General features: G+C 36.9%; 11 protein-coding genes and 1 riboswitch. Of the genes, 4 read left to right on the top strand and 7 right to left on the bottom strand.

Annotated features, from left to right (window positions below):
• Nucleotides 1-6: 6 nt before the first annotated feature.
• Entirely contained in the window at nucleotides 7-3,195 is a 3,189-nt protein-coding gene (locus tag AC4IFE_RS14720) for an efflux RND transporter permease subunit (RefSeq protein ID WP_490757905.1), read from the top strand.
• Between the two features lie 341 nt (nucleotides 3,196-3,536).
• Here AC4IFE_RS14720 and AC4IFE_RS14715 read toward each other — a convergent pair whose 3' ends face one another.
• The 3 genes from AC4IFE_RS14715 to AC4IFE_RS14705 all read right to left on the bottom strand — a co-directional run bounded on the left by AC4IFE_RS14715 (nucleotide 3,537) and on the right by AC4IFE_RS14705 (nucleotide 5,911).
• Nucleotides 3,537-3,983 (bottom strand): KTSC domain-containing protein, encoded by a 447-nt coding sequence (locus AC4IFE_RS14715; RefSeq protein WP_307209117.1) that lies wholly within the window; start codon nucleotides 3,981-3,983, stop codon nucleotides 3,537-3,539.
• A gap of 250 nt (nucleotides 3,984-4,233) precedes the next feature.
• Nucleotides 4,234-5,247: an HNH endonuclease gene (locus tag AC4IFE_RS14710; protein WP_490757904.1), complete on the bottom strand. Its 1,014-nt coding sequence runs from the start codon at nucleotides 5,245-5,247 to the stop codon at nucleotides 4,234-4,236.
• Between the two features lie 247 nt (nucleotides 5,248-5,494).
• Nucleotides 5,495-5,911, bottom strand: coding sequence for a winged helix-turn-helix transcriptional regulator (locus AC4IFE_RS14705; protein ID WP_490757903.1), 417 nt, complete (start codon nucleotides 5,909-5,911; stop codon nucleotides 5,495-5,497).
• Nucleotides 5,912-6,152: 241 nt separating this feature from the next.
• On the opposite strand from AC4IFE_RS14705, the gene AC4IFE_RS14700 reads away from it, so the two are divergent.
• Nucleotides 6,153-7,154 (top strand): NADP-dependent oxidoreductase, encoded by a 1,002-nt coding sequence (locus AC4IFE_RS14700; RefSeq protein ID WP_490757902.1) that lies wholly within the window; start codon nucleotides 6,153-6,155, stop codon nucleotides 7,152-7,154.
• A gap of 51 nt (nucleotides 7,155-7,205) precedes the next feature.
• Here AC4IFE_RS14700 and metE read toward each other — a convergent pair whose 3' ends face one another.
• Nucleotides 7,206-9,536 (bottom strand): 5-methyltetrahydropteroyltriglutamate--homocysteine S-methyltransferase, encoded by a 2,331-nt coding sequence (metE, locus tag AC4IFE_RS14695; RefSeq protein WP_490757901.1) that lies wholly within the window; start codon nucleotides 9,534-9,536, stop codon nucleotides 7,206-7,208.
• 380 nt (nucleotides 9,537-9,916) lie between these two features.
• Nucleotides 9,917-10,101, bottom strand: a riboswitch (cobalamin riboswitch).
• 152 nt (nucleotides 10,102-10,253) lie between these two features.
• On the opposite strand from metE, the gene AC4IFE_RS14690 reads away from it, so the two are divergent.
• Entirely contained in the window at nucleotides 10,254-10,715 is a 462-nt protein-coding gene (locus AC4IFE_RS14690) for an Lrp/AsnC family transcriptional regulator (RefSeq protein ID WP_490757900.1), read from the top strand.
• A 47-nt stretch (nucleotides 10,716-10,762) separates the two neighbouring features.
• On the opposite strand, the gene AC4IFE_RS14685 is transcribed toward AC4IFE_RS14690, so the two are convergent.
• Nucleotides 10,763-11,236 (bottom strand): carboxymuconolactone decarboxylase family protein, encoded by a 474-nt coding sequence (locus AC4IFE_RS14685; RefSeq protein ID WP_490757899.1) that lies wholly within the window; start codon nucleotides 11,234-11,236, stop codon nucleotides 10,763-10,765.
• A 106-nt stretch (nucleotides 11,237-11,342) separates the two neighbouring features.
• Here AC4IFE_RS14685 and AC4IFE_RS14680 point away from each other — a divergent pair, with 106 nt between their 5' ends.
• Nucleotides 11,343-11,789 carry an Lrp/AsnC family transcriptional regulator gene (locus AC4IFE_RS14680; RefSeq protein ID WP_490757898.1) on the top strand — a complete coding sequence of 149 codons (447 nt, stop codon included), beginning with the start codon at nucleotides 11,343-11,345 and terminating at the stop codon, nucleotides 11,787-11,789.
• Nucleotides 11,790-11,878: 89 nt separating this feature from the next.
• On the opposite strand, the gene AC4IFE_RS14675 is transcribed toward AC4IFE_RS14680, so the two are convergent.
• Together AC4IFE_RS14675 and AC4IFE_RS14670 are read right to left on the bottom strand one after the other, a co-directional pair.
• A complete protein-coding gene (locus tag AC4IFE_RS14675) occupies nucleotides 11,879-12,643 on the bottom strand; it encodes a hypothetical protein (protein ID WP_490757897.1) in 765 nt (254 codons plus the stop codon).
• A 271-nt stretch (nucleotides 12,644-12,914) separates the two neighbouring features.
• Nucleotides 12,915-13,571 carry a DUF2306 domain-containing protein gene (locus AC4IFE_RS14670; protein WP_490757896.1) on the bottom strand — a complete coding sequence of 219 codons (657 nt, stop codon included), beginning with the start codon at nucleotides 13,569-13,571 and terminating at the stop codon, nucleotides 12,915-12,917.
• Between the last annotated feature and the right edge of the window lie 55 nt (nucleotides 13,572-13,626).

Here is a 13,626-nt window from a genome sequence, read left to right as displayed (position 1 = left end):
CAGAAGATGAAGTTAGCAGAAATATCCATTAAAAGGCCTTCCCTTGTTATCGTATTGTTTACGATACTTACATTGGGTGGTTTATTAAGTTACTCCATGATGGGGTACGAGTTGATTCCGAAGTTTGAAACCAATATGGTAACCATTTCTACGGTATATCCGGGAGCTTCGCCTGCTGAAGTGGAAACTTCGGTAACCCGAAAGATTGAAGATGCCGTGGGTTCCCTGGAAAACGTAAAAAAAGTAGAATCTTCATCTTACGAAAGTTTATCGGTTATTATGGTTCAGCTGAATACCGGTGCCGATGTAAACTATGCTTTGAATGATGCACAGAGAAAGGTAAATGCTATTCTGGCAGATCTTCCGGATGATGCAGATCCTCCTTCTTTGCAAAAATTCTCACTGGATGATCTTCCGATCATGACGTTGAGTATTTCCAGCGACAAGCTGAATAATAAAGATCTTTATGACCTTTTAGATAAAAAAATAGAGCCTATTTTCTCCCGTGTAAACGGTGTGGCTCAGGTTGACCTTGTAGGAGGACAGGAGAGAGAGATTCAGGTAAACTTAGATGAAAAGAAAATGCAGGGTTATGGTATTGCCATCGCAGATGTACAGCAGGCCATTCTTTCATCCAACCTGGATTTCCCGACGGGGGCTTTGAAGACGAGAACTTCAAGATCTACAATCAGACTTTCCGGAAAGTATAAAAGTGTAGATGAGATGAATAACCTTGTGGTTTCCAATAAAGATGGAGCTCAGGTACGATTATCTGATATTGCAACTGTTTTCGACACCCAAAAAGATGTGGAGAAAGTGGCAAGATACAATCAGAATCCAACGATTTTACTTCAGGTAAAAAAACAGTCTGATGCCAATGCGGTTTCCGTTTCAGATGCCATTCAGAAAACAATTGCTGATGTTCAGAACAACTATAAAACTCAGGCGATTAAAATCAATATTGTAGATGATACCACAGACTTTACGCTTGAAGCTGCAGACCACGTAATTTTCGACTTATTCCTAGCGATTATCCTGGTAGCAGTAGTTATGTTATTGTTCCTTCACAACATCAGAAACGCATTCATCGTAATGGTTTCTATTCCGATGTCATTGATTGCAACGGTAATCGGAATGTACTTGATGGGGTATACCTTAAACCTGATGAGTTTATTAGGACTCTCATTGGTGGTTGGTATTCTTGTGGATGATGCGATTGTAGTTTTGGAGAACGTTTACCGTCACATGGAGATGGGGAAAAGCAGAATTCGTGCAGCGTACGATGGGGCTTCAGAAATTGGGTTTACGGTAACGGCTATTACCCTGGTAATTGTGGTGGTATTCTTACCGATTGCGATGAGTTCAGGCTTGGTTTCTGATATCCTGACACAGTTCTGCGTAACGGTGGTTATCGCGACATTATTTTCATTGTTAGCTTCATTTACCATCATTCCTTGGTTATCTTCAAGATATGGTAAGCTGGTGCATTTAACAGGTAAAAATCCTTTTGAGAAATTTATCCTTTGGTTTGAAAAACAACTGGAGAAATTCACTCACTGGATCACAGGAATTCTGGAGTGGGCGTTAAAGACAACATTAAGAAGGATTATGACAGTGATTGTAACCTTCATTATCCTGATTTCTTCATTTATGCTGGTAGCTTTCGGATTTATTGGTGGTGAATTCTTCCCTAAAATGGACAGAGGCCAGTTTCTTGTTCAAATGGAGCTTCCAAAAGATGCTTCTGTAGAAAAGACCAACCAGATTACTTTAGCGGTTGAAAGATACCTGAGAAATGATAAAGATGTTGTAGATATGATTACCACAGTTGGTCAGCAGTCATCAGGATTTGGTGGAGCGCAGGCTACCTTGTATCAGTCAGAGATCCAGGTAATTCTGGTAGATAAATCTGAGCGTAATGAAAGCACAGATATCAAGTCTGCAAAAATCAAGAGAGCACTGGAAGAAAAATTCACCGGAGTTGAATTTAAAACGGCACCGATCGGATTAATGGGAGCAGATAATGCGCCAATTGAAATGGTAGTAACCGCTCAGGATAACGAAACAGCCAATAAAGAAGCAAACAGAATTCTTGAATTGCTTAAAAAGGTTCCTGGTTCTGTGGATGCAGAATTATCAACTGACTCTGGAAGTCCGGAAGTTCAGGTGAATATCGACAGGGATAAAATGGCGTCTTTAGGCTTAAATCTTTCCAGTGTAGGACAAACAATGCAGACTGCATTCAATGGAAATACAGACGGGAAATTCAGAGCCGGAGAATATGAATATGACATCAACATCCGTTTTGGTGATGCCAACAGACAGTCCATTGACGATGTAAGAAATCTGATGTTTACGAATCCTCAGGGTGAGCAGATCAGACTGAGCCAGTTTGCTGATGTGAAAATGGGTTCAGGACCGAGCTTATTGGAACGTAGAGATAAAGCACCTTCTGTAAAGGTAAAATCTAAAGTAGTGGGTCGTCCTGTAGGAGATGTTGCCAACGAATGGGCTGCTCAGTTTATGGATAACGAAAAAACCAAGCCGGCAGGCGTAAGCTATATCTGGAGTGGTGATATGGAAAACCAGACCGAAGGTTTCGGTACCTTAGGAATCGCATTGCTGGCTGCTATCGTATTGGTTTATCTGGTAATGGTTTCATTGTATGACTCGTTTGTATATCCGTTCGTGGTATTATTCTCTATTCCTCTGGCATTGATTGGGGTGATGGTGATCCTTGCCATCACCGGAAATTCATTAAACATCTTTACGATGCTGGGGATGATCATGTTGATTGGTTTGGTAGCGAAGAATGCGATTATGATTGTCGACTTTGCGAATATGAGAAAAGCGGCAGGTGCCAATACACATGATGCACTGATTCAGGCGAACCATGCACGTCTTCGTCCGATCCTGATGACAACGATTGCGATGATCTTCGGTATGATCCCGATTGCGATTGCAAAAGGAGCAGGAGCGGAGATGAACAACGGTCTGGCTTGGGTAATTATCGGTGGTTTGACATCATCATTATTCCTGACGCTGATCATTGTACCGGTAGTATATTCATTATTTGATTCCATTCTGAGAAGAATGGGTCAACATGAAAAAGTAGACTACGAAACTGAAATGAAAGCAGACTATGTACATAAAGAACTAAGTGAAGACGGATACACTCCGAAACACATAGACTAAAATATGCAACCTTAATTAACCTAAAAGCGCATCAGATTTCTGATGCGCTTTTTTGATCTTAAGTACCTCAGTTTTTTAACGCAAAGTTTCTATTCTGTACTTTTATTTTGAGGAAGGCAAAGAATACCCGGCTATGCCGCTGATTAAGCTATCAGGTAGCCATGAACCTTAATCGAATCAATTTTTGATTGATTCCCTCTTTGCTTCCTTATTATGAATTATAACAATTAATCCTTTGCGTCAAAAAAAGCATAAAATGGGTTCAAACATTGTTTTTTAGCCCTAAAAAAGGCTTCCAGTTCATTCTGGAAGCCTTTGCTTATATTATTATATGCAGGAAATTAGTCTGCCATTACCTCACCAGACTTTCTGTAGATGAAGTTTCCATAAATGTGTCTTCTTGCAAAGCGGCTTGGCGAATCAGAGTTAACCATTTTGATATATGTATTTCTTGGAACCCCAATATATTCGTACATCATTCCGTTCAGATGCTGAATTTTTAAAACCGCTTTCTCCAGATAAAAATCCTGGATATTAGATTTTGTGATGGTTTCCGTGTATTCTTCTTTATATTTTTCCTGTGTTTCCTCGTTAATACTTACCAGAAAGTGGTAAGCTTCAATCACAGATTTGCTTTTTTCTTCTGCTTCCAGTTTTCCGGCTTCGTCATTAGCAAACTTATCTGGATGCGAATCTTTCATCGTATTTCTGTAAATGGTCTTTAATTCCTTTAACGTAACGTTTTTATCGACCCCAAGAAGCTTTCTATGCTCACCAACTCTTTTCATATGTAGATATTTATTGATTTTTAAGGTCATATACAATCGCTATCTTCATCCGCATTTTTGTACACTACTGCTATTGGCAATTTTTATAATGTATGATCCTTATTTCGGGGTGCAAAATTAAGCTTTTAAATTGAGAAACTGTAAGTTTTTGATTATTAATTTGTTTTGAGGGCAATCGCAATCGGTTGGAATAAATTACATAAAGAACTTAAAAAAAATTTTATGCTATCGGTATAATCTTGTGGCTGTTTTATATATCAAAAACATTTTCAAAATGGAGTTTAAGGGAATCTTGATTTGGATAATCTTCACTTCTCTTAGGCAAATTAATTTTTAATCCATGTAATTTAGCATAATATTCATCGTTAATTATTTTGTTGCTAACTTGAATAAGATAATTATTGGGATTAATACTAATTAGTCCCAAATCAAATAACGTATGAATATCTGAGCGTAATAAAAGCCCATTAGGTATTTTATCAGTATCGGAGCCTCTAAAGGAATATATATGCGCTGCTTCTAACATTTCTACAATTTCACAATTTGTTACGGCACATTTTTTATTATAAGTATCAATAAGTTTTTTCCTAAACAGTTTTTGACCTCTCCTCGCATGAATTTGAATAGCAATTTTTTTTCTATCGTCTTGAATATTATTTATATTAAAATATTCTATTTCATTTTCATTAATTGTAGAGTTCAAATAATTTTTAATTTGAAGATGTTGTGAGTATTTTGTCAATTTTAGATTATATAGACATAGACTCAATGATGTTTTAATATGATTTTCTAATTCAACTTCGTTTTCTAACTTGTAATAAAAATCTTTTGGATTTTCATATACGTTATTATATTTAGTTTTTTCACTTCCTCCATCAATGTCCAAAATCGGAATATATTTCCCTTTTTTTCTAACCACAATATTTAAACTTTTAGAATTAGTTTTTGATTCTGCACAACCAACTACAGCTCCTTTCCCTAGTTTATCAAAGCAAATCGCAACATATATTCCGTCCGATACTCTTTGTCCTGGAGGAAGAATGCAAACATGAGTTATATTTGGAAAATTAGCAGCTCCCTTAGATATTTCTACTGTAAAATCAATACCTTCAAATTTTTTATATCTTTTATCCAGTTCGTCTTTTAAATTACTAAGAGCAATTTTAACATCATGTAGAATCGGATTGTCAGTTCTAATAGCACGACCTTTGATTATAGGATTTTTTTGACGAAATTCACAAATTTGATTAAAATATTTAGTCATTCATTTTTTTTTTTGTCTAAACTAAATTTTTTTTTAATTAATAGCAAATGCTGTGAATATTATCAATTAATTATGTTTAATGTGATTATTTATTAGAAAGAAAGTTGGAATTTAAAAATATTATATTTATAGTTAATGATTCTTCAGTCTATCGTCCGCTATATTAACAGGCACTTCTAAGATCATCCGCCAATGTGATCAGCAAGGAGCCTCAAGTTGTGCATGAAATCTTCCGAAACTTATAGTCCTAATATATTTCTTTACTCAGCTCCTTAATATGCTTATTTACGAAAGCCTCTTTATCCTTTTTTACTTCTTTTAACATCAGTTTCTGATTTTCCGGAATGTCAGAATATTTTTCGGCCCAGAGATTAATTTCAATCAGGACAGGGAGCAGATCAATACCCTTTTGAGTAAGTTTGTAGAGTACTTTAGCCTTACTTTCCGGGTGGTCCAGCTTGGTGATGAGCTTGTTTTCTTCTAACATAAGAAGGCGGGAAGCCAGAATATTGGTTGCTATTTTTTCGTCAGATTTTAGAAAATCCCCATAAGTGCACTGTTTGGCATACATAAGGTCTCTTATAATAAGCAGTGACCATTTGTCTCCCCAGATATCCAGTGAGCAGCTGATAGGACAATCTGATCTCTTTTTTGAAGTTGACATAAAATAAATTTAACAATTAAAAAAAATAACTTGCATTTTAAAAGTTATTGTATAGATTTGTACTTGTAAAATGCAAGCGAATTTACCCAATTAATTTTTAAATACAAAAGAGAATATTCTTTTTAACGCTTATAGCCTGTCGCCACAGAAATGACTGCGGAAAGAATTGATAAAAGAATATCTGCTGAAGACTTATAAACCCTGGGAAAGTACAACATATCCTAAAATAAAAACTCAAAGTATGAAAGCATTTAGCATTAGCCGTTATAAAAAAGACAGTGAGCTGCAACTTATAGATGTACCCGAACCCGGTGTCAGAGAAAATGAGGTTTTAGTCCAGATTTATGCAGTAAGTGTCAATCTCCTGGATTCTAAAATAAAAAGTGGTGAGTTTAAGCTTATCCTGCCTTATAAAATGCCGTTGATTTTAGGTCACGATGTGGCAGGAGTCATCACAAAAGTAGGTTCAAAAGTAAAAAGCTTTAAAGCGGGGGATGAGATTTATGCAAGGGTAGCAGATTTTCATATAGGGACTTTCACAGAATTTATTTCTATTAATGAAAAAGATGTTGCTTTGAAGCCTAAAAACCTGACGATGGAAGAAGCAGCTTCAATTCCTTTGGTGGGATTAACGGCTTGGCAGGCTTTGATTGAGAAATCCGATGTTCAGGCCGGTCAGAAAGTTTTTATTCAGGCCGGATCCGGTGGTGTAGGAACTTTTGCTATACAGTTGGCAAAATATCTGGGAGCAACGGTTGCTACCACTGCCAGTGAAAAAAGTTTTGAACTATTAAAGAACCTTGGTGCAGACGTGCTAATCGATTATAAAACACAGAATTTTGAAGATATTCTGACTGATTATGATGTCGTGCTGAACAGCCAGGACAGCAAAACCCTGGAAAAATCATTCAATATCCTGAAGCCAGAAGGGAAAATTATTTCAATTTCCGGTCCGCCAACACCTGTGTTTGCCGATGAATTTAATCTACCCTGGTATGTAAAATTTGCTACAAAATTGTTGAGCCGTAAAATCAGAAAAATAGCGGATAAGCAAAACATTAATTACTCTTTTCTTTTCATGAAAGCTGATGGAAAACAGTTAGGAGAAATTACAAAGCTGATAGAAGCAGGAGAAATAAAACCTGTCATAGATAGAGTTTTTTCCTTCCAAAATACTAATGAAGCAGTAAAATATGTAGAAAGTGGCCATGCAAAAGGAAAAGTAGTCATAAAGATGCTATAAATATTTTTGACCAAAAAAAAGCAGGAGCTTAAAAACTCCTGCCGAATCCAATTAATTAACTAAATTTCTTTCTTTATCAAAGGCTTCTGCAGCTTCTTTTGAAGCTTCCACCATCGCAATCAATGCCTTTTCCGTTTCATCCCAATGCCTGGTTTTCAAACCGCAGTCAGGGTTTACCCAAAGCTGTTGTGCAGGAATAACGGCCTGCGCTTTTTTCAGCAATTCTACCATTTCTTCTTTTGACGGAACTCTAGGTGAATGGATATCATAAACTCCCGGTCCGATCTCATTCGGATATTTGAAATCTGCAAAAGCATTCAGCAGTTCCATCTGGCTTCTGGAGCATTCTATTGTGATCACATCGGCATCCATATCTGCAATATTCTGAATGATATCGTTGAATTCAGAATAGCACATATGCGTATGAATCTGCGTGGCATCTTCTACACCGCTTGCTGAAATTCTGAAAGCTTCAACTGCCCATTTCAGATAATTTTGCCAGTCGGATTTTCTCAGCGGTAATCCTTCACGAATGGCAGGCTCATCAATCTGGATGATTCTGATTCCTGCTTTTTCCAGATCACTCACCTCATCACGAATCGCCAAGGCAATCTGTTTGCACGTTAATGAACGGGGCTGATCGTCACGTACAAAAGACCATTGAAGAATCGTTACGGGGCCCGTCAACATTCCTTTTACCCATTTTTGAGTTAAAGATTGGGCATATTTGGACCAGTAAACAGTCATAGGATGCGGGCGGTGAACGTCACCATAGATCACCGGTGGTTTCACACAACGGCTTCCGTAGCTTTGCACCCAACCGTTTTGAGTAAAGGCAAACCCTTCCAATTGTTCCCCGAAATATTCCACCATATCATTTCGCTCAAATTCTCCGTGAACCAGAACGTCAATCCCGATTTCTTCCTGCCAGCGGATGGTTCTTTCCGTCTCTTTTTTAAGAAGATCATCATATTGTTCAGCAGTCAGTTCACCTTTTTTAAATTTTGATCTCCATGTTCTTACTTCTTTTGTCTGTGGAAACGAGCCGATGGTTGTTGTCGGGAACAAAGGAAGTTGCAACACTTTTTGTTGTTTTTCTTTTCTTATATTGAAAGAACTGTTTCTTTGTGCATCTTCTTTGGTGGTCACATCAGCACGGTTTTTTACTTCCTGATTATGAATTAAAATTGACGTTTTACGGTTTTCAATCGCCTTTTTGTTTTCAGCTAATTCTTGTAAAGCATTGTAATCCGGATTTTCTGAAGCGAGTTTTTTTAACGTAACAATTTCGGAGACTTTTTGTTTTGCAAAAGCCATCCATTGTTTGATTTCAGGAGACAGTGTCTTTTCGTTCGTTTCCAGATCAAGATCGAAAGGTGAGTGGAGGAGTGAACAGGATGGAGCGATGAGGACCCTTTCAGAACCTATTTTCTCTATAGCTTTATGAATAAAAGTCAGAGATCGGCTGAAATCGTTTTTCCAGATATTTCTTCCGTCAACGATTCCCAAAGAAAGGCTTAAAGTATCCGGAATGGTATGTAAGACTTCATCCAGCTGTTCAGGGCAGCGTACCAGATCAATATGAAGAACATCCACAGGAAGTGAAGCTGCTAATGAAAGATTGTCTTTTAAGCCTTCAAAATAAGTCGCTACAATGAATTTCAGGTCCGGAAACTGTTTTCTGATTTCATCATAAGCAGATTGGTAAATTTCTTTTGCTTTTTCAGTAAGATCGAGACCTAAAAACGGTTCGTCAAACTGAATCCATGTCGCTCCGTTTTTTTCAAGCTCTTTTAAAATTTCAATGTATACCGGAAGCAGATTTTCTATGAGGTCCAGTTTATCAAAACCCTCTTCTTTCTCTTTTCCCAGAAGAAGATAGGTGAGAGGTCCTATAATCACAGGTTTGGCATTTATTCCGGCTTGCTTTGCCCTGAGGAATTCACTGATGATTTTTTTAGAAAATAATCCGAACTGCTGGTTCTTCTGAAATTCAGGAACGATGTAATGGTAATTGGTATCAAACCATTTTGTCATTTCCATGGCGGTAATGTCGAGGCCATTTTTCTGGTAGCCTCTTGCCATTGCAAAATACAGGTCAAGTTCAGAATCGGATGCTCTTAAGGCAATCTCTTTGTAGCGTTCCGGAATTGCTCCGACAGTCAGGGTCATATCCAGAACCTGATCATAATAAGAAAAGTCATTGCAGGGGATAAGGTCTACTCCTGCTTCCTGCTGCAGTTTCCAGTTTTGAAGGCTGATGCTGTTCCCGGTTTCCAGGAGTTCATTTAATGATGCCTTGCCTGACCAATACTGCTCGCAGGCTTTTTTGAGTTCTCTGTGGCGGCCAATACGCGGGCTGCCAAGAATGTGTGTTTGCATGTTTTTAAACTTTTAAATTAAACAATCATGATTTTAAAAGTTCTTTTATAATGCTTCAGAATACTTTCGGAGAGAGAGTTTTAGGAACAAAGTAGATACAGTAAAACGTTATTTCCTTTAAATAAGAGAATTGGCTTAAAGGTTCTTTTTTTGACGCCAAGTTTTAATTCAACATGCTTTATATTCTAAGAGGGCAAAGAGTTAATTTCTGAAGCGGAGGTTTTATCCATAAGCTTCATCAGCGATAAAGTTGCAGTTCTTTGCTCCTTAAAAATAAGGAGTTTTTATAAAAAAATATTTGCGTTTAAAATCAAATCATTCACAATTAAACGTTCAAAATGTATCATCTGTATGACCTAAAAGCTTCAGACCGCGAAAGCATTGTCAATTCAGAACAGGCAGGTCTCCTGGCTTGTAACGGCTTCTATCATCCTTCCCGCTGTTGGCAGTGGATATTCTGGATAAAAACTTTTGTTGTGCTACTTACAGTTGCGCGACAGCTCGTGATTCTCACACGATTCCCTATTAATTTACGTTATGTAAAACCTCTTCTGTCTGATGAAGAATGTTAAAGAACAAAATCTAGCCAAAGGTATTGATTAAGTGGATTGATTGGTAGAATTATTAAAATTCAGAATATAATTTTGTTTGATGGGTGTTATAGAGTTAAATATTCTGTACATTTGAAAAACATAACCTCAAAAAGAATATTATTCTGTGGAAAGACTTGACGAAAGGGATCTGCAATTGCTCAGAATCCTGCAAAAGAATGCTAAACTGACCGTAAAAGAGATTGCAAAAGAAATAAATCTTTCACCTTCCCCTGTTTTCGAACGGATGAAAAGATTGGAGCAGGAAGGATATATCAAGCATTATGCAGCCGTTCTGGAAGCAGAAAAGCTGAACCGGGGATTTACCGTTTTTTGCCAGATCAAGCTTAAGATACATGACCGTTCTGTCGGAAATCAGTTAGTTGAAGATATCTTACAGATCGATGAAATTGCTGAATGTTATAATATTTCTGGAGACTTCGATTTTCTCCTTAAAGTTCAGGTAAGGGATATGAAACATTACCAGGATTTTGTCTTTAATAAACTGGGCTCACTGGATTCCATCGGAAGTGCACACAGCACCTTTGTGATGGCTGAGGTAAAAAATATTCATGGGGTAAGTATTTAGAAGCAAAAGCAGCACCCGAAAACGAATGCTGCCTGATTTTTAAATCCTTAAATTTTTAAATCCTTAAATAAATTCAATTGTTCCATTTCTATCACTGCATTTTTTTGATATTCTTCTGTCAGGTTAAAAATTTTCCCCAGTTTTTGGGAAGCACTGATAAAACTGATAAACGTACAAAGCTCTGAAACTTCTTTTTCGGAAAAGAATTCGCTCAGCATGCTGAAATGACTCTTGAGTATGGAACGGTGATCTGTACAGAATAGCTCTGCGAAACTTACCGCTACAGAAATTTTAAGATCTGATTGACTGAAATCGGGCCTTCCGTTTTTTACCATGCAGTATTCACAGCCATTTCCAAAAGCAAGAGCCCTTCGCACCTGTTCGAGTAAACGGGGATCTAAGGTTGCATTTTTAAAAAAAGTTTCTTCAAGACGGTTCCAGTTAGCAAGTATTTCCGGATTGTGCCCGATCAGCTTTTCAAATGGTGTGTTTCCATTGTCTGAAAGTTCAATTGTTGTCATAATTTTTTTATGTCAAATTTCCGTCTAATTCATGTGATTTTAAAGTGGATTTAATGGTGAAATTTTATAATTTTGATGATTTCTACTGATTTAATTTAAAAATGCAATGAAAATAGTTTTAGATGAATTTGATTATAAAATCTTACGGTTATTGACTGAAAACGCCAGGTTAAGCTATGCCGAAATAGGACGTAGCATCTCTCTTTCCCAGTCTGCCACAAAAGAGAGGGTGCAGAACCTTACCGACACCGGAGTTATCAAAGGTTTTACAGCAGATATTGATTATGCCCTTCTAGGTTACAGCCTGAAAGTGATTATTCACCTGAAGTTTAAAAATGATGAGTTTAAAATATTTATCGATCACCTGAAACTGTTCCCCGAAATTATCAGCTGTAAAAGGATCACCGGGGGATACTGCCTCATTGCTGATTGTGTTTTAAAAGACAGCTCCCATCTCGAAAATATTATTGACAGGCTGATAAAATTTGGAATTCCTTCCACATCGGTTCAGTTGTCTGAAATAAAAGCCAATCATTTTTTTCAGGCTCAATAATAGAAATTTCTTACAGAAACAGAAAGCAGCATCCGAAAACGAATGCTGCCTGATTTTTAAATCATTAAATTTTGAATCATTAAATAAAATTATGGTTCATCACAATCCTGCTTTAGCTTTGTAAAGAGCTTGTCAAATTTTTCATAGAGCGTTCCCTCGTCATTAGGATCTGGCCTGAAACTTCCGTTGGCACAGTTGTAAAAGCCGAAACCGATCAATTGAATCAGCGCATAATCATCTTTCTTCGGATCGTTGAACTGGGCTTTGAATTTATCGATTACTAATTGCGGGTCAGCATTATCTTTGCTTTTGGCTTCGACAAAGTTTTTCCAGACGGCGTACATTTTCTGCTTGTCGGGAGAAGAAACCGCGTCAATATATTCTTTGCAGGTATTGTAATATCTGCTGTTTTTTAGTGATGCAGGATCAGAGTAGGCAATAAGCTCTTCCTTTTTCAGCTGATATTCATTTTCAAAAATCTGAATAGTTTCCTGGCGGAGCTTTGTCCACTCCGGAAGATTGATGACCTGTATACCATACAGTTCTTTTTTCTTTTCCTGATACTGTTTTTCCAGTTGCTGCAGATAGATGTTTTTATTTTTTCGGACATCTTCAAGATCCGGGAGTTTAAAGACCGTATGATTGTCAAACAAACCACTGTTGAACTTATACAGAAGCTTAAAAATCCCGTCTATTTCCTCTTTTTTATATTTTTTTGGATCAAAATATCCTTTATTATCGCAGTTGAAGGTCTGGTAAGAGTAGAGTACCAGATTACCGGTTTTACCAGAAGTTTTCTGTCCTGATACCATTGCAGAAAGAGCAAATGAGAGTGTAAAAAGTAATTTTTTCATATATTTTGTTGTAGGCTTTATTCGGAAATATTCTGAACCTGGGTTTAATTTAGAGATCTTATTATGTTTTTAAATTTAAAAATAATAGTTTTGGTATAAATTAATATCTATGGATTCGAGCTTTGTTTTTTTTATTTTTACCTTACTGATCCTGGCTGGATTATCTTATCTGGTGATGCGGTTTTTTAACCGGTGGACAGCAAAGTCTCAACACAGAATAGTCTTGAATGGTTTGATCTTCATTATCTCCTATGCATTGTTGCTGTTTATCTCATTTATTATTTTGATGATGAACGTAAGTTTTGAGAGATAATGCTTGGCTTCTGAAAATAAAATAAGCTGCTGCAAGATTGAGAATCAGGGAAACCCAGACATTCAGTCCATAAAACAGCTCATAATCATGCAGATTTTCCTGATAGAATAGATTCTTTATAATCCTGAAAGTGATAGCTGTAGTGGTAACTGCATAGCTTAGGATCATATATTTTTTGTGCCTTACAATATTCCCTTTTTTAATGAAGAGAACTGCAGCAATCGTAAAATAAGCCCAGAGAATATCCTGAAGCATAAATCCTGTAATCCCGATGATTCCACCATTTGAAAATAATCCCAATACAAAACATGCCGGAACATTGATGATCAGAATATTGTAAACATAAATTTTTCCTATCCATCTGTGAAGTGCTGTGTTTTCACTTAAAAACCGGTTTGAAAACTGAGTGAGTCCAGCCAATAAACAAAGCGTGACTGAAAAAATGTGAATGTAAAAAAATGTCATCCAATACGGATTACTGACCACTTTCTGTTTAAACATGAGAAAACCCACATTTTTATCAAAACCTGTATATTGGGAGATCGTCTTCAGCATCAGAATACTGAAAATAAAGATGGCTGCGGCAGCAAATATCCTGATGATCCTAATTGTCATCCTTTTAAAATAGTTTTAGCAATAGGCGGCTATAAGTATGTTTCACACCGTTTGT

The sequence above is a fragment of the Chryseobacterium sp. UF-81 genome (assembly GCF_058245105.1).
The sequence above is the reverse complement of the archived record's forward strand: the minus strand, read 5'-3'. Positions and strand labels throughout refer to the sequence as shown.